Source organism: Povalibacter sp. (assembly GCF_036520495.1).
GTDB lineage: Bacteria > Pseudomonadota > Gammaproteobacteria > Steroidobacterales > Steroidobacteraceae > Steroidobacter.
Genome location: NZ_DATDJO010000016.1, coordinates 57,214 through 72,627, shown reverse-complemented (window position 1 = coordinate 72,627; position 15,414 = coordinate 57,214). Strand labels below are relative to the sequence as shown.

Annotated in this window: 16 protein-coding genes and 1 pseudogene; 2 read left to right on the top strand and 15 right to left on the bottom strand. The window is 62.0% G+C overall.

Annotated elements, in window-relative coordinates:
- The 6 genes and pseudogenes from VIZ63_RS05145 to VIZ63_RS05120 all read right to left on the bottom strand — a co-directional run.
- Positions 1 to 405 (bottom strand): annotated as a pseudogene (locus tag VIZ63_RS05145) (cytochrome-c oxidase); the annotation flags it as partial.
- Positions 402 to 2,171: a cytochrome c oxidase subunit I gene (locus tag VIZ63_RS05140; RefSeq protein WP_331608452.1), complete on the bottom strand. Its 1,770-nt coding sequence runs from the start codon at positions 2,169 to 2,171 to the stop codon at positions 402 to 404. The pseudogene VIZ63_RS05145 and the gene VIZ63_RS05140, both read right to left, overlap by 4 nt.
- 112 nt (positions 2,172 to 2,283) lie before the next feature.
- Positions 2,284 to 3,636 (bottom strand): c-type cytochrome, encoded by a 1,353-nt coding sequence (locus VIZ63_RS05135; protein ID WP_331608451.1) that lies wholly within the window; start codon positions 3,634 to 3,636, stop codon positions 2,284 to 2,286.
- 48 nt (positions 3,637 to 3,684) lie between these two features.
- The gene (locus VIZ63_RS05130) at positions 3,685 to 4,272 is read right to left on the bottom strand and encodes a hypothetical protein (protein WP_331608450.1); all 588 of its coding nucleotides are present in this window, start codon (positions 4,270 to 4,272) and stop codon (positions 3,685 to 3,687) included.
- Positions 4,273 to 4,708: 436 nt separating this feature from the next.
- Positions 4,709 to 5,329, bottom strand: a complete 621-nt coding sequence (locus VIZ63_RS05125; protein WP_331608449.1) for an SCO family protein — start codon at positions 5,327 to 5,329, stop codon at positions 4,709 to 4,711.
- Positions 5,326 to 6,075: an SURF1 family protein gene (locus VIZ63_RS05120; protein ID WP_331608448.1), complete on the bottom strand. Its 750-nt coding sequence runs from the start codon at positions 6,073 to 6,075 to the stop codon at positions 5,326 to 5,328. Before VIZ63_RS05120 ends, VIZ63_RS05125 begins: the two co-directional genes overlap by 4 nt.
- 23 nt (positions 6,076 to 6,098) lie before the next feature.
- On the opposite strand from VIZ63_RS05120, the gene VIZ63_RS05115 reads away from it, so the two are divergent.
- Positions 6,099 to 6,311: a twin transmembrane helix small protein gene (locus VIZ63_RS05115; protein WP_331608447.1), complete on the top strand. Its 213-nt coding sequence runs from the start codon at positions 6,099 to 6,101 to the stop codon at positions 6,309 to 6,311.
- Between the two features lie 121 nt (positions 6,312 to 6,432).
- On the opposite strand, the gene VIZ63_RS05110 is transcribed toward VIZ63_RS05115, so the two are convergent.
- From VIZ63_RS05110 to bioB, 8 genes are all read right to left on the bottom strand, one after another.
- Positions 6,433 to 7,317 carry a cytochrome c oxidase subunit 3 gene (locus VIZ63_RS05110; RefSeq protein WP_331608446.1) on the bottom strand — a complete coding sequence of 295 codons (885 nt, stop codon included), beginning with the start codon at positions 7,315 to 7,317 and terminating at the stop codon, positions 6,433 to 6,435.
- 93 nt (positions 7,318 to 7,410) lie between these two features.
- On the bottom strand, positions 7,411 to 7,974 hold the full coding sequence (locus VIZ63_RS05105) for a cytochrome c oxidase assembly protein (protein ID WP_331608445.1): 564 nt from the start codon (positions 7,972 to 7,974) through the stop codon (positions 7,411 to 7,413).
- Positions 7,975 to 7,978: 4 nt separating this feature from the next.
- Positions 7,979 to 8,107, bottom strand: a complete 129-nt coding sequence (locus VIZ63_RS05100) for a hypothetical protein (RefSeq protein ID WP_331608444.1) — start codon at positions 8,105 to 8,107, stop codon at positions 7,979 to 7,981.
- A complete protein-coding gene (ctaD, locus tag VIZ63_RS05095; protein ID WP_331608443.1) occupies positions 8,107 to 9,717 on the bottom strand; it encodes a cytochrome c oxidase subunit I in 1,611 nt (536 codons plus the stop codon). The genes VIZ63_RS05100 and ctaD overlap by 1 nt, the downstream gene beginning before the upstream one ends.
- A 6-nt stretch (positions 9,718 to 9,723) precedes the next feature.
- Positions 9,724 to 10,581 carry a cytochrome c oxidase subunit II gene (coxB, locus tag VIZ63_RS05090; protein ID WP_331608442.1) on the bottom strand — a complete coding sequence of 286 codons (858 nt, stop codon included), beginning with the start codon at positions 10,579 to 10,581 and terminating at the stop codon, positions 9,724 to 9,726.
- A gap of 121 nt (positions 10,582 to 10,702) precedes the next feature.
- Positions 10,703 to 11,236 (bottom strand): DUF2244 domain-containing protein, encoded by a 534-nt coding sequence (locus VIZ63_RS05085; protein ID WP_331608441.1) that lies wholly within the window; start codon positions 11,234 to 11,236, stop codon positions 10,703 to 10,705.
- Between the two features lie 301 nt (positions 11,237 to 11,537).
- The gene (locus tag VIZ63_RS05080) at positions 11,538 to 12,425 is read right to left on the bottom strand and encodes a methyltransferase domain-containing protein (RefSeq protein WP_331608440.1); all 888 of its coding nucleotides are present in this window, start codon (positions 12,423 to 12,425) and stop codon (positions 11,538 to 11,540) included.
- A gap of 56 nt (positions 12,426 to 12,481) precedes the next feature.
- Positions 12,482 to 13,516: a biotin synthase BioB gene (gene bioB, locus VIZ63_RS05075; protein ID WP_349261127.1), complete on the bottom strand. Its 1,035-nt coding sequence runs from the start codon at positions 13,514 to 13,516 to the stop codon at positions 12,482 to 12,484.
- A gap of 128 nt (positions 13,517 to 13,644) precedes the next feature.
- Between bioB and VIZ63_RS05070 the strand changes: the two genes are divergently transcribed.
- The gene (locus VIZ63_RS05070) at positions 13,645 to 14,397 is read left to right on the top strand and encodes a ComF family protein (protein ID WP_331608439.1); all 753 of its coding nucleotides are present in this window, start codon (positions 13,645 to 13,647) and stop codon (positions 14,395 to 14,397) included.
- Positions 14,398 to 14,413: 16 nt separating this feature from the next.
- Here VIZ63_RS05070 and ubiA read toward each other — a convergent pair whose 3' ends face one another.
- Entirely contained in the window at positions 14,414 to 15,364 is a 951-nt protein-coding gene (ubiA, locus tag VIZ63_RS05065) for a 4-hydroxybenzoate octaprenyltransferase (RefSeq protein WP_331608438.1), read from the bottom strand.
- Positions 15,365 to 15,414: the final 50 nt, after the last annotated feature.

Genomic DNA, 15,414 nt, shown 5'->3' with positions numbered 1-15,414 from the left:
CAGGAAGCCGATCGTCATCACGCCCGCCAACGCCAACGCGCGACGAGTTGCCACTGCCTCGCCCTTTGCCACCGAGGCGCGCGCCCATTGCATCGCGACGCTCCCCAGGATGAGCACGGCGGTGTTGATCCAGAGAATCATCGGCTCCGGAAACGGCTTCCAGTCGGGTGAGAGCTCGCCGTGTCCCATGCGCATGAAGAACGCCGAGATGAACAGCCCGAACAGCGAGGTGATGACCGCAAGAAAAATCCACAGGCCCACACGCTGCGGGGGCAGGCGATTCTCGACATCGGCCTCGCCGGTCGTCGCCAACGGTTCCCACGATTTCGTCCGGAAACGCGAGACCAGCACCAGCCAGACGATGATGCCGGTGATCAGCGCACCGTAGGCGACGGTGAGGCTCACGATCTGACCCCGTGCTCGCGGCCGGCCGGCACATCGCCACCCGGCGGCACGTTCTGCGGAATGAAGTCTTCCCTGGCGCCCGGCACGCTGTAGTCGTAGGCCCAGCGATACACGATCGGCAGATCCTTGCCCCAGTTGCCGTGCTTCGGCGGCGTGTCCGGTGTCTGCCATTCGAGCGAGGTTGCACGCCACGGATTACCGTCAGCCTTGTCGCCGTGGAAGTACGACCAGATGAGGTTGTACAGAAACACGAGCTGCACCGCGGCGACGAACACCGCCGAGATGGTGATCCACTCGTTCGCGATGTGCACTGATTTGCCGATGAAGTCGATGCTGTCGCCATACGCGTAGTAGCGGCGGGGCACACCGAGGATGCCGAGATAATGCATCGGCAGATAGATCGCGTAGGCGCCGAGGAATGTCGCCCAGAAATGCACCTTGCCCATGGCTTCGTTGAACATGCGACCGGTAATCTTCGGATACCAGTGATAGATCGCGCCGAACACCACCAGGATCGGCGACACGCCCATCACCATATGAAAGTGCGCGACGACGAAATAGGTGCCGGAGAGCGGTACGTCCACCGTCACGTTGCCGAGGAAGAGGCCGGTGAGACCGCCGTTCACGAACGTGAAGATGAAGCCGATGGCGAACAGCATCGGTACGGTGAGATGCACGTCGCCGCGCCAGATCGTGAGTACCCAGTTGTAGACCTTGATCGCTGTCGGCACGGCGATGATCAGCGTGGTGGTGGCGAAGAAGAAACCGAAGTACGGATTCATGCCGCTGATGTACATGTGGTGCGCCCACACGACGAAGCTCAGGCAGGCGATCGCGAGGATCGCCCACACCATCATGCGATAGCCGAAGATATTGCGGCGTGCATGCGTGCTCAGCAGATCGGAAACGATGCCGAATGCCGGCAGTGCGACGATGTAGACCTCGGGGTGGCCGAAGAACCAGAACAGGTGCTGGAACAGCAACGGGCTGCCGCCGTTGTGCGCCAGGTTCTCGCCCATCGAGTTGACGGCGGGCAGGAAGAAGCTCGTACCGATGGTGCTGTCGAGCGCCATCATGATGGCGGAGACGAACAGCGCGGGGAATGCGAGCAGGCCGAGAATGGAGGCGCTGAAGATGCCCCACACCGATAGCGGCATGCGCATGAAGGTCATGCCGCGGCAGCGGGCCTGCAACACCGTCGTCACATAGTTGAGGCCGCCCATCGTGAACGCGATGATGAAGACGGCAAGCGAGGCGAGCATGCACAGGATGCCCCAGGTGACACCGGGCGTTCCGGGAAGAATCGCCTGCGGCGGATACAGCGTCCAGCCCGCACCGGTCGGCCCGCCCGGCACGAACATGCCAGCGACGAGGATCAACACGGCAAGCAGGTAGAACCAGAAGCTCAGCATGTTGAGATACGGGAACACCATGTCCCGCGCACCGCACATGAGCGGAATGAGATAGTTGCCGAAGCCGCCCAGGAACAGCGCCGTGAGCAGGTAGATCACCATGATCATTCCGTGCATGGTGATGAACTGATAGTAGTGTTCCGGCGTGATGAGCCGGAACGTGTCCGGGAATCCCAGCTGCAATCGCATCAGCACCGACATGGCCAGCGCCACGAGCCCGATGGCCGTGGCGACGAAGGCGTACTGGATCGCGATGACCTTGTGATCCTGGCTCCAGATGTACTTGCGAATGAACGACTGCGGGTCGTGCTGCGCGTGTTCGTGATCGCGGTCGGCGATTGCCACGTAGGCCATGGAGAATCTCCAGAGGCCAACCGGCCAACTGGCCTACTGGTCCGCTGGTCAGAAGGGCGAGTCTCGTCCCCTCCGGCCAGCAAGCCAGTAGGCCAGCAAGCCAGTAGGCCTCCTACAGTGTATGTATGTAATCCAGCACGTCGTTGATCGCCTGTTCATCGGCGAGCACGCGCGCCATCGAAGCCATCTGGGCGCCATGAAAATCCAGCGGATGCTTGCCGCGAATACCTTCGCGGAAGTTGTGCATCTGACGTTGCAGGTACCAGTCGCTCATGTTCGACAGGCGCGGCGCATTCGTCGCCCAGATGCCCTGGCCCTCGGTGCCGTGACACGCAGAGCACGTCCTGTAGAGCGACTTGCCGCGCTCGGGGTCACCGAGCACGGTCGGTGCGGGCCGGTTCTCCGGAAGAGACGCGATGTACGCGACCACATCGCGAACCGCCTGGTCGTCCGCGAGCATGCTGGCGAACGGGATCATCTGTTTGCCGTAGGTATCCGATTCGTGCGCGCCGCGAACGCCCTTGCGGAAATCGTTGAGCTGGCGCACCAGGTACCACTTGCCCTGCCCCGCCAGCTTCGGCGCATTCAATTCGCGATTGCCTTCCGCCTGCGCGCCATGACAGCTCGTGCAGGTCGCAAACAGTGACTGGCCGACCTGCGCATTGCCCTCGATCTCGGCCTGAGTCTTCGCGTACGTCGGTTGTGCGGCGAGCCAGTCGTTGAACGCCGCCTGTTCATCGACGACCACGCGGCCACGCATGGTGAAGTGAGCGACGCCGCAGAGCTGTTCGCACAGTGCGTCGAACTCACCGGTGCGGGTCGGTGTCAGCCAGAAGTACGTGACCATTCCCGGCACCATGTCCATCTTCACGCGGAACTGCGGCACGGCGAACTGATGGTTCACATCCTTGGAGCGCAGCAACATCTTCACCGGCTTGTCGATCGGCAGGTGCAGCTCGGGACTGGCGACCAGCACATCGTCCTGACCAGCGGCATCCTTCGGGTCCATGCCGAACGGATTGTCGATGTTGACGAAGCGAATGTCGGTCTTGCCGAGCGTCGCATCCTCGCCTGGAAAGCGATAGCTCCAGGTCCACTGCTGACCCAGGACTTCGACGGCGGAGGCGTTTTCCGGAACCGTGACGAACTTGGCCCACACCGCAAGTCCCGGGGCCAGCATGGCGGCGATGCCAACCGACGTGATGATGGTCAGCCACCACTCGAGCTTCTTGTTCTCAGGCTCGTAGTGCGCCTTCTGGCCCTTGCGATGCCGGTAGCGAATCACGCACCAGGCGAGAAACAGATTCACGGCGACGAAGACGATGCCCGTCACCCAGAAGGTGACATTCACCGTCTCGTCCATCATCTGCCAGTTCGAGGCGATGGGCGTGAACCACCAGGGACTCAGGAAATGGAACAGGACCGTGCCGATGACCAGCAGGATCAATGCAATCGCAATCGCCATGTTCGGATCCCTCTTGCGTGCCAGTCCCTGGGAAGGAATGCGGGGATGTCAGACGGACGTGCTCCTCATCTGCGGCGGTTGCGGCTGCGGTGGTTCGGTCATGCGCGCCACGTTGCTGAACGGATTGACGAAGTGCGAATCCACCGCGGCCAGCACTGCATCGGGATGGCGCTCCTGCATCATGCGGCGGACTGCGTCTTCCTGATGTTTGCGCACGTACACCAGAATCAGGTACTTGCCGGCCTCGAGGTCGTCGTGAAAGCGTGCCAGCTTGTTGTTTTCACTGGCGATGCCCGTCAGGCCGCCTACCCATGCGCCGAACAGCGTCGCAACGCCGACCAGGATGATGGCCACGTACACCGGTACCTGAACATCGGGACCGAGCGGCTTGAAATACAGAAGGGCGACGATGCCCAGGATGCCCGCCAGGCAGCCCAGCGCAGCACCGATGAAGCCATCGCGGACCACATCCAGCGTTTCCAGGTAGTTGCTGGAATGAATGTGCTGCTTGCGAAGTCCCGACTCATCGCGACTGATGACGTGGAGGTAGAAATCCTTGATACCCACTTCGTGCAGGTCTTCAGAGACATCGTGGGTGCAGGTCAGGCTGGGTGACAGAAAATACAGGCACTTCATGGCTTCCCCCGAGTTCGCAGTGTGTCAGCAGAATTCCGGCAAAAACCTCGTCGCTATTCTCGTTGTTGAACCAAAAACCGGTTCGCGCCGGCAAGCCTGGCAACTGGCCATCTATCGGGTCGACAGATTGAACTGCGTCATTGCATCACTGTGGCCAATTCATTCGGGGGATCCGGATCCCTCAAAGTCGGGCTGGCGCGATCTTCGTTGTTGACTTCACCACGTTGAGTCGTCCACGGGAGAAGTCGGGATGAGTGTCGCACACGAAGTTTACGCTTGGGAAGGGAAGCGGCAAAAACCCCTATCGCACCGCGGGGAAGGCGCAGCGATGTATCGCCGCGGCGCCGCGGCATTTCGGTAAACCGCTACGGAAGGCGACTGCGGATCGGGGAAAGCGACACTCTGGCCGGTGACACCGTCTCGGATGCTGCCAATGTCAGCCGATGTGCGACAGCTTCAGCAGCTTCTTCAGGTCTTCGAGCAGACCTTTCTGCGGCGCCTCGCGGGAGTAGCTCATCATCAGATTGCCGAGCGGATCGACGATGTAGATGCGTCCCTGGTCCGTATCGGGAAACACGGCGAGCAGGGATTGGCCGTCAGGACTGTCGAGCGTAGCCGTGATCAGTCCGGCATGTTCGGCATCGAGATACGTCTGGTCGCAGCAATGGTCGGTGACGAGGAACAGGCGTTGCACGCGGGTCATGTCGTCGTTGAGCGCGAGCCGCGTCTGGCGCATCAGCACCAGTGCTTCGCGGCAGCGTGCGTCGCACTGCCCATCGCCGACGAAGATGACATTCCACTTGCCGTCCAGCGTCCGCGCATCGAGCTTCTCACCTGTCGTGGTCACGAGTTCGAACGCGGGCAAGGGTCGCGCCGGATGAATGAGATCGCCTCGATTGGTATTACCGGCCGGCCGCCATGCGCCGTCGCCGACGAAGGAACCGCCGTAATACAACAGGAATGCCAGCAGCAGCGGCCCGAAGAATGCGCCTACAAGAATCCAGGCCATCCGGCGCGAACGGCGAGTTGCCGTGTCCGGGATCTGCGAATCGTTCATCGAATGTGCTTCCGTCGAAAACTTACGACCAAATAGATCACGATCGCGGCGAGGGCCAACCCGAACCATTGCACCGCATACGCGAGGTGGCGTTGGGGCCCGGACTGAAAGCGCGTGTGCCACGCACGTTCAAAGCCGTCGGGCTGATCCGCATCGAGCAACACGAGGCCGGGCAGGACGCTGCGCCCCAGAGCAGACTCGATGTCGCCCTGTTGCGGATAGTTCATTACCCGTGGCCAGTTCGAGAGTGGATCGGCGTGCGGAATATCGAGCGTGATGCCTGCGCGAGGCAGCGTATCGAAGCGGCCCATGAGCTCGCGCGGCTGCGTCGCAACATCGACAGCTGGCAGATCGGTGCGTGTGGGACCCATCGGCACCCACCCGCGGTCCACCAGCAGGATGCCACCCTCGTCGAGCGCAAATGGCGTCACGACCCGGTAGCCAGGCCGTCCCTGCTCCGAGGGCATGTTATCGAGCAGGATCTGCCGCGCCGGCTCATAACGACCGCGCGCGCGGATGTGCTGATACAACGGAATCGAGTCGATCGCGGCTGCGGTCAGGTCGAGCGTCGTTTGACCGCCGGTATCGTAACGATCGATGAGGGACTGCTTCTCTTCCGCCCGATCCAGCTGCCACAGTCCCAGCCGCACGAACGCCGCGAGGCCGAGCATCAGCAGAATCGTGGCAAAGATCGAAGGAGCGAAGCGGCGATCGGCGAAGAGCATGCCCACGTTATAATCACCCATCTCACCTGCTGTCGCTGCCCATCATGCCTATCATCAAGATACTCATCATCATCTGCCTGGCTGGCATCGTTTTCAGCCTGGGCTCGGCGCTGTATCAGATGATGAACGACAAGGGCGACTCGAAGAAGATGGTCAAGGCGCTGACGTTGCGCGTCGCGCTGTCGGTGGGCCTGTTCATCCTGCTCCTGATCGCCTGGTCGCAGGGACTGATCCAGCCGCACGGCATCGGCCGGTAGGCCGATGCCAGTGACGCAGGTGACGATGTAAGTGGCGAGGGGTCACCTAAGTCACGAGGTGAAAGTCCGGTCTGGACCTTCGTCACTTTCGTGACCCTCGTGACTTTCGTTACTAACTCTCTTACAGCCAGTAGACGAACACGAACAGGATCAGCCACACCACGTCGACGAAGTGCCAGTACCAGGCCACTCCCTCGAACGCGAAGTGATTCGTCGGGGTGAAATGGCCCTTCAGGCAGCGGAACCAGATGACCGCGAGCATGATGGCGCCGATGGTCACGTGGAAACCGTGAAAGCCCGTCAGCAGGAAGAACGTCGAGCCGTACACGCCGCTGTGCAGCGTCAGGTTCAGTTCCGTGTAGGCGTGAATGTATTCCTCGGCCTGCAGGAAGATGAACAGGAAGCCGAGCAGGAAGGTCGCCGCCAGGAAGATGTTCAGCATCTTGCGATTGCCGGCCTTCAGCGCGTGATGAGCGATGGTGAGCGTCACGCCCGACGTCAGCAGGAGTGCCGTGTTGATCGCCGGCAGGCCCAGCGCCGGAATCACTTCGAAAGTGCCGCCGACCGCTTCGGGACCGTTGGTAGGCCACGCGTTTTCGTAGTTGTTCCACAGCAGCAGGTTGGTGAAGACCTTCACGCCTTCGCCGCCCAGCCATGGAATCGAGAACTGCCGTGCGTAGAACAGCGCGCCGAAGAACGCAGCGAAGAACATCACTTCGGAGAAGATGAACCACATCATTCCCATGCGGAACGAGCGGTCGACCGCGTCGTTGTAGAGACGGCTTTCGCTTTCGCTGATCACATTGCCGAACCAGCCGGCAAACATGACGATCAGTGCCAGCAGGCCCAGCGTCGAGAGCCAGGGGCCGGCCGCGACATGGTTCAGCCAGAGCGCGACACCGCACATCATGGTGAACAGCGCGACCGAGCCGAAGATCGGCCACGGGCTGCTGTGGGGAACGTAGTACTTGTCCGACGGCGCGTGCGAACTGTGTGCGTGAGCCATGAGTTTTCGGTTCTCGGTTCTCGGTCGATTCAATAAGGACCTGTGCGCCAGGCGCCAGGTACTAGCCAGAAACTTCTCTTCAAGATGCCGGGCCTAGCTTCTGGGGCCCAGCGTCTTTTCCGCCACCGCCACCTTCTGCGGTGCATCGAACATCGAATACCCCAGCGTGAGGCGGTCGATGTTGCCGGGCAGTTTCGGGTCGACGATGAAACGCACACTCATGTCGCGTCCCTCGTCGCCGCCGAAATGCTGCGGCGTAAAACAGAAACATTCAGTCTTGCGGAAATACTGCGTCGCCTGCAGCGGCGACACGCTGGGTACTGCCAGCCCAGTGACATCCTGGGAGCGCAGGTTCTTCGCGTAGAACTTCGCTTCGTACAAGCGCCCCGGCTGCACCTTGATGCTCGAAGCCTCCGGGCGAAATTCCCACTCGCCGTACGTCGGTGTCGCGGAGACGAACTCCACCGTCACCTCGCGATCCAGCACCGGCGCCTCGACGATGTTCGCGGCCTGCTCGAGCTGCGAGCGGTCACCGTAGCCAGTGACATCGCAGAGAACCCGATACAGCGGCACGAGCGCAAAACCGAACGCGAAGCTGCCCGCTGCGAAGATCCACAGGTTGCGGGCCATCGAGCGGTTGCGTTTATTGGTGCTCAATGCTTCATCTCGAATTCAACACGCCCAGCAGGATGAATCCCACGTAGAACGCGAGCGCCAGCAGCGACGTCCACAGGGCTGTCCTGCGGATGCCGCGCTTGCGATCTGCGTCGTTGATCTGAGCAGCCATCATTACTTCACTTCAGGAGCGACTTCGAAGCTGTGATACGGCGGTGGCGAGCTCAGGGTCCATTCCAGACCGTGCGGTGCTGCCGTATCCCAGACCTTGTCGGAAGCCTTCACGCCGCCGCGGGTCGTCTGCCACACGATGTAGGCGAACAGCAGCTGCGACAGACCGAAGCCGAACGCGCCGATCGACGAAACCATGTTCCAGTCGGTGAACTGCGTGGAGTAGTCAGGGATACGACGCGGCATGCCGGCGAGACCCAGGAAGTGCTGCGGGAAGAACAGGACGTTCACGAAGATCGTCGACAGCCAGAAGTGCCACTTGGCGAGCTTCATGCTGTACATGTGCCCGGTCCACTTCGGCAGCCAGTAGTACACCGCCGCCATGATGCCGAACACCGCACCCGGCACCAGCACGTAGTGGAAGTGCGCGACCACGAAGTAGGTGTCGTGATACTGGAAGTCGGCCGGCACGATCGCGAGCATCAGGCCGGAGAAACCGCCGATCGTGAACAGGAACAGGAACGACAGCGCGAACAGCATCGGCGGTTCGAAACTGATCGAGCCCTTGAACATGGTCGCAGTCCAGTTGAACACCTTCACGCCCGTCGGTACCGCGATCAGCATCGTCGCGAGCATGAAGAACAACTGACCGGCGAGCGGCATGCCCACCGTGAACATGTGGTGCGCCCACACGATGAACGACAGGAACGCGATCGAGGCGGTCGCGTACACCATCGCGTCGTAGCCGAACAGCGGCTTGCGCGAGAAGGTCGGGATGATCTCCGAGACCACGCCGAAGGCCGGCAGGATCATGATGTAAACCTCGGGATGCCCGAAGAACCAGAAGATGTGCTGGAACATCACCGGATCGCCGCCGCCCGCCGCCTGGAAGAAGGTCGTGCCGGCGTAGTGGTCGGTCAGCAGCATCGTCACCGCACCTGCGAGCACCGGCATCACGGCGACCAGCAGGTACGCAGTGATCAGCCAGCTCCACACGAACAGCGGCATCTTCAGCAGCGACATGCCAGGAGCGCGCATGTTCATGATCGTCACCACCACGTTGATCGCACCCATGATCGACGACGCACCCATGAGGTGAACGGCGAAGATCAGCATCGGGAACGACGTGCCGTTCTGCAGGACCAGCGGCGGATACATCGTCCAGCCACCGGCCGGCGCGCCGCCAGGCACGAACAGCGTCGCCAGCAGCAAAGCGAACGCGAACGGCATGATCCAGAAGCTGAAGTTGTTCATGCGCGGCAGCGCCATGTCCGGCGCGCCGATCTGCAGCGGCACCATCCAGTTGGCGAGACCGACGAACGCCGGCATGACGGCGCCGAAGATCATGACCAGCGCATGCATGGTCGTCATGGAATTGAAGAAGCCCGGATCGACCAGCTGCAGACCAGGCTGGAACAGTTCGGCGCGGATGACCATGGCCATGGCGCCGCCGATGAAGAACATCGTCAGACTGAACACCAGGTACATCGTGCCGATGTCCTTGTGGTTGGTCGCCAGCAGCCAGCGGCGCCAGCCCTTGGCCGGACCGTGATCGTCGTGCGCGTGATCGCCGGCCTGATGACCAGCAATTTCGTGAGTGTGTGTCGTGCTCATTGACTCTTACTCCGCCTTGGCAACGACTGCAGTCGTTGCGCTCTCGTTCGTCTGTGCCGCTGCCGGTGCCGCTTCGCCGTCCTGCTGTGTCTTCAGCCACGCTGCGTAGTCTTCCTTGGACTTCACTTCGACGACGATCGGCATGAAGCCGTGATCGCGACCGCACAGCTCGGCGCACTGGCCGCGATACACGCCGACCTTATCCGCCCGGAACCAGATTTCATTGACGAAGCCGGGGATTGCATCCTTCTTCATGCCGAAGGTCGGCACCCACCAGGCGTGAATCACGTCCGCGGACGTCAGCAGCAGGCGCACCTTGGTGTCGACCGGCACGACCAGCGGCTTGTCGACGCTCAGCAGGTAGTTGTCGACGGTGTTGGGGTCGATGCCGGAGTGGAGCTGGCGGGCCGCATCGCTGTCGCGCGACAACGTCGAGAAGAAATCGACCTTTTGATCGAGGTATTCGTACTGCCACTTCCACTGGTAGCCAGTCACCTTGATGGACAGTTCCGAATTCCGGGTGTCCTCGATGCGGATCAGGGTTTCGGCGGCGGGGATGGCCATGCCGACCAGGATCAGGATGGGGATGGTGGTCCAGATGATCTCAGCGCGGGTGCTGTGATCGAACTTCGCTGGCACCGCTCCCTGCGAATGACGGAATTTGATGATCGAGTAGATCATCACGCCGAAGACCGCCACTCCGATGAGCACGCAGATCCAGAGGATCAGCATGTGCAGCCCGTGGATGTCCCGACTCAGTTCGGTGACGCCGACTGGCATGTTCAGGTCCCAGGCGGCCAGCGCTGCCCCGGTAGGCAGACACGCTGCGGCGCCGGCTGCGGCGTATTTCAGAATCTTCGACATTGTCGCCAATGCTCCCATTGCTTCGTTCTATGCATTGCCAGTCCGCACAAGCCGGTACCGCAAAATCTGCAACCGCGGATGAACTGCTGGCGTTCGCCCGCGATGATGCCCCACAGCCCAGTTACCTGAGCGCGGGTGACTCATTCACATTCCCCACCAGCTGCTGTAAACGCACCGCTAGTCCGCGGCGCTCGTCTTCTGTGAGAAACCTGCCCACTTCACAGGCGCGGCCTGACGACTCGAGAGTGAGTCGGCTCGGATGCAGCGCCGTCGCCGGGGCGTGGAGTTTAACCTTCGCCCAATGACGAGGAAATACCGAGCGATGCTCGTTCTGCATCGTCAGTCGTTCGATGAGCACCGATTCCTCGGTGATCGTAATGGTTTCCCGCTCCTGTCCCTTGCGCATCGACGCCCGTACGGCCCAGGTCAGTAAGGCAATCTCGGCGCCGGCAAACGGCAGGACAGGCCAGAAGCCCTGCAACGCGAAGAACCCCGAGACGCCAAACGTGCCGAGCGCCATGCTGGCGATGAACGTCCGGGCCGTGCGCGGAGTCAGCGAACAGCGCGCCTTCAGTTCGAAACGGTGCGTGCCATTCCCGATGCGGATCGGGGTGGGTGGGCTCAGCGGCGGCCCCATTGCGACGCCATGATTCATCGAATTTACGGGGAGTGGCTGGCGACACGCGGGCGCCCTGAAACGGGTCGCCATGCTAACGGCCGCAAGCGGCCTATGCAACGCATAAATCACGGATGGAAAAGGGATTTCTACAGTTCTGGCGCTATCGTCGCTGTGAGGCCCGGATTGGTGCTCCTTCTGCCTGCGTCGCGGCGGGTCACTGGGCCGACGATGCTGCCGCCGAGGCTTGTCAGGGTCGCGGTAGTCGAAAATTTCAATAAATAAAAAATGATTGATTTAAGGAATAAATCCACTACCCGTTGTTATTAAACAAGAATATTTAAATGGTTCGCCGCTTGATGCTGGCGATTGGAACTACCATCTCGGACCGATCGCGCCGGGCTTCGGGCTTCTCTACCGTCCATGCATGCCCGTACACCACCTCTAGGGTTATCGGGAGAAGGTCCTTCACCCGTGCGGCGTCCAGTGCCGTCTCGAGACGTCGCCGCGCAGTCCGCGGTGTCAGCCCTCGACCGCGGCCTGCCGCCACGTTCCCCGAGCCGCTGTGCTTCAGCTCCTGCAACAAGGTGTCGATCGAGCGATAGGTGATCGTCAGTCGCTCCGTGTCCATGACCGGTTCGGCGAAGCCCGCGCGCATCAGGGCATCGCCAAGGTCGTGCATATCGATGAATCGATGCACATGGACATGCGCGTCGATGGCGTTCCAGGCATTGCGCAGTTCACGCAGAGAGTCCGGTCCGAGGCTCGCGAACGTGAATAATCCGCCCGGACGCAGCACGCGCCGGGTTTCCCTGAAAATCGCATCGGGGTCGTTGCACCACTGCAGCATCAGGTTGCTGAAGGCCAGTTCCGCGCTGCCGTCGCGCAGGGGCAGGTGGCTCGCATCGGCGGCTACGAGCTGAAAACGCCGCAGCCAGCGTTGCTGCCGACGCGCCTCCGCGAGCATGCGAGTCGACATATCGACCGCCAGTACCTGCGATCGCGGATAGCGATCCTTCAAAGCCCGGCTACCGTGGCCGGTGGCTGCACCGAGATCGACGATCAGCGAGGGATCGAGACGGACGACATCCAGTCTTTCAAGCAATCGCGTGCGGATCTCCGCATGCACGACGGCCGCAGAGTCGAACGTCGCAGCAGCGTTGTCGAACGCGCGGCGGATGCTGCGCGGATCGAGAAAGTAGTCGTCGGAAGCGGCGGGCCTGGGCATGGGCGGCGAAGATAGCCGCTTTTCGCAGGCCCGGCTTCCTTGTGGCAACAGCCGGGTCAGGCAGTTGCCGCGACTTGCGGCGCAGGCGCACGGCAGCTGCGGGGTTGGCGTGCTTCCTCCCGCTGGATCCCGAGCCGCGCAAACAGCTGCAGGTCGTGGTTCTCGTCCGGATTTTCGGTCGTCAGCAGCTTGTCGCCGTAGAAGATCGAGTTCGCGCCGGCCAGGAAGCACAGAGCCTGGGTTTCATCGCTCATCTCGGAACGGCCGGCCGACAGGCGCACGTGCGAGCGCGGCATGAGCAGGCGTGCGACGGCGATGGTCCGGATGAATTCGAGCGGCTCGACTTTGTCCACCCCGTGCAACGGCGTTCCAGCCACCTGCATGAGCTGGTTGATCGGCACACTTTCCGGATGCTGCGGCAACGTTGCCAGTGTGTGCAGCAGCTGGGCGCGATCGAGTTCCGTTTCGCCCATGCCGAGAATGCCGCCGCAACAGACCTTGATGCCCGCCTGCCGCACGGCCTGCAGCGTATCCAGGCGATCCTGGTAGCTGCGGGTCGTGATGATCTCCTTGTAATGGGACTCGGACGTGTCGAGGTTGTGGTTGTAGTAATCGAGTCCGGCGTCCTTCAGGTCCTGCGCCTGCTGGGCATTGAGCATTCCCAGCGTCACGCAGGTTTCCATGCCGAGCTCGCGTACGCCCTTCACCATCTCGGCGATTTGCGCGAGCTGCTTCGGCTTCGGGCTGCGATAGGCCGCGCCCATGCAAAAGCGCGTGGCGCCATTGGCGCGCGCGGCGCGGGCCTTCTGCATGACTTCCTCGAGATCCATGAGCGGCTCCGACTTGAGGCCGGTCTCGAAGCGAATGCTCTGTGAGCAATACGCGCAATCTTCCGGGCAGGCGCCGGTCTTGATCGACAGCAGCGTGCTGATCTGCACTTCGTTCGGGTCGAAGTTGTCGCGATGGACGCGTTGTGCATGGAACAGCAGGTCCGCGAAGGGCAGCGCAAACAGGGCGCGGACGTCGTCGAGGCGCCAGTCCGTGCGCACATCGCCGAGTCGCATTGCTTCAAGTCCGGCTGTTTGGGTCATGGGTGTCTTTTCCAGCAGAAGGGAACAGAAATAGCATTCAGCGCAGCGCATCTGGTCAGACAGACTTGCCACGACGGCCGGCAAGTATTTCCAGCCACCCGATCCACTGTCAACCAACGATTCAAAAAATGGTCGACGTAGCTCGCGCTCATTTCCCCCTGTGGCAGCAGGGCCGGCGAATCGCCGCCCGCTGGTGGCCGTCGGTCTGCGTGCTGTGCAGCGGCCGCGGCGCCAACCCGCTGCTCGATCTGTGCGCGGAGTGTCATGCCGATCTGCCGAAGAACGACTCCGCCTGCGCGCGCTGCGCGGAGCCGCTGGCCCGCGGAATCAGCGTCGCGCCGCTGCTGTGCGGCCTTTGTCTGCAGCGGGTGCCGCGTTTCGACGCGGCGCTGTGCGCACTGCGCTATGCCTACCCTGTCGATCGCATGATCCGGCAGCTGAAGTACGGCAATGCCGTGATTCACGGGCGGGTACTGGGCGAAATCATGGCGGCGTACGTGGGTCGCATGCATTGCGGACCGTGGCCCGACTGCGTCGTGCCCATGCCGCTGGCGCAGAAGCGCTTTGAACAACGCGGCTACAACCAGGCCATCGAACTGGCCGCCGTGATCGAGCGGCGTTTGCCGGTGCGGGTGCGCACGGATCTTGTCGTGCGCTCGCGCGAAACCCTCGAACAGGCGGAGCTCGACCGCAAGCAGCGAAGCAGAAATGTGCGCGGCGCCTTCTCGCTGTCCGGCGAACTGCGCGGCCGGCATGTCGCCATCATCGACGATGTCGTGACGACGGGCAGTACGGTCAATGAACTTGCACGTGTGCTACGGCGCGCGGGAGCGCGTCGGGTCGATGTGTGGGCAGTGGCGCGGGCAGGGAGAATGAAGTGACGTGACCCTCGTCACTTCACCGGAACACGTACTCCAGCGCGATCCCGATGAAGATCGCCATGCCGAAGTAATTGTTGTTGAGGAATGCCTTGAGACATTCCTCGGGTTTGCGGTCACGGATCAGGTACTGCTGGTACAGGGCGAAGACGGCGGCCACGCTGAGCCCCAGGCCGAACCAGAGGCCGAGGTCGAGTTCGTATCCGGCGAGCCACAGCGCATAGAGCGACATGAGTTGCATGACGCCGATGACGAATCGGTCGGCGTCGCCGAACAGGATGGCGCTGGAACGGATGCCCAGCTTCTTGTCGTCCTCGCGGTCGACCATGGCATACATGGTGTCGTAGGCCATCGTCCACAGCAGCCCGGCGATGAACAGCAGCCATGCCATGCGCGGCGGATACTCGCCGGTGTGAGCCACATAAGCCATCGGCACCGACCAGGTGAACGCGGCGCCCAGATAGAACTGCGGCAGCGGAAAGAAACGCTTCATGAACGGGTACGTCAGTAGCAGCACGGCGCCGCCAATGGCCATGAGCTGCGTGAGTCGATTCAGGGTCAGCACGAGGCCGATCGCCACGAGGCCGAGGCTGACGCACAGCGCGAGCGCCTCGATCGGATCGAGTTCGCCCGTGGCCAGCGGACGATTGCGAGTCCGCTTCACATGAGCATCGAAATCGCGATCCGCAAAGTCATTCATGGCGCAGCCGGCGGACCGCGTCAGCACGGTGCCCAGCACGAACACGACGAACACCTGCGGATCCGGCTTACCGCCCGAAGACAGCCACAAGGCCCACAGCACCGGCCACAGCAGCAGCCAGATGCCGATTGGCTTGTCGAGACGCAGCAGCCGTGCGTAAGCGCCGGCGCGTTTGGTTGCTGCGGGCAGAATCTCCGCGACGAAAGGGGTCGATGCGATGCGATGGCCCAGCCAGCGCAGACGATTAGTGACGGTTGGAGGAGAGGACATTGGAACAGGCTCTAGGTGCTACGCCCTAGGCGCTGGTGGGAACAGTACAT

Bases quoted from the DNA above. Each gene is read 5' to 3' on its own strand.
- ctaD (WP_331608443.1), bottom strand. From the start codon at position 9,717: ATGAGCACGACACACACTCACGAAATTGCTGGTCATCAGGCCGGCGAT.
- ubiA (WP_331608438.1), bottom strand. From the start codon at position 15,364: ATGTCCTCTCCTCCAACCGTCACTAATCGTCTGCGCTGGCTGGGCCAT.
- VIZ63_RS05110 (WP_331608446.1), bottom strand. From the start codon at position 7,317: ATGGCTCACGCACACAGTTCGCACGCGCCGTCGGACAAGTACTACGTT.
- VIZ63_RS05140 (WP_331608452.1), bottom strand. From the start codon at position 2,171: ATGGCCTACGTGGCAATCGCCGACCGCGATCACGAACACGCGCAGCAC.
- VIZ63_RS05100 (WP_331608444.1), bottom strand. From the start codon at position 8,107: ATGATGGCTGCTCAGATCAACGACGCAGATCGCAAGCGCGGCATCCGC.
- bioB (WP_349261127.1), bottom strand. From the start codon at position 13,516: ATGACCCAAACAGCCGGACTTGAAGCAATGCGACTCGGCGATGTGCGC.
- VIZ63_RS05135 (WP_331608451.1), bottom strand. From the start codon at position 3,636: ATGGCGATTGCGATTGCATTGATCCTGCTGGTCATCGGCACGGTCCTG.
- VIZ63_RS05070 (WP_331608439.1), top strand. From the start codon at position 13,645: ATGGTCGACGTAGCTCGCGCTCATTTCCCCCTGTGGCAGCAGGGCCGG.
- VIZ63_RS05120 (WP_331608448.1), bottom strand. From the start codon at position 6,075: ATGGGTGATTATAACGTGGGCATGCTCTTCGCCGATCGCCGCTTCGCT.
- VIZ63_RS05085 (WP_331608441.1), bottom strand. From the start codon at position 11,236: ATGAATCATGGCGTCGCAATGGGGCCGCCGCTGAGCCCACCCACCCCG.
- VIZ63_RS05130 (WP_331608450.1), bottom strand. From the start codon at position 4,272: ATGAAGTGCCTGTATTTTCTGTCACCCAGCCTGACCTGCACCCACGAT.
- VIZ63_RS05125 (WP_331608449.1), bottom strand. From the start codon at position 5,329: ATGAACGATTCGCAGATCCCGGACACGGCAACTCGCCGTTCGCGCCGG.
- VIZ63_RS05115 (WP_331608447.1), top strand. From the start codon at position 6,099: ATGCCTATCATCAAGATACTCATCATCATCTGCCTGGCTGGCATCGTT.
- VIZ63_RS05080 (WP_331608440.1), bottom strand. From the start codon at position 12,425: ATGCCCAGGCCCGCCGCTTCCGACGACTACTTTCTCGATCCGCGCAGC.
- coxB (WP_331608442.1), bottom strand. From the start codon at position 10,581: ATGTCGAAGATTCTGAAATACGCCGCAGCCGGCGCCGCAGCGTGTCTG.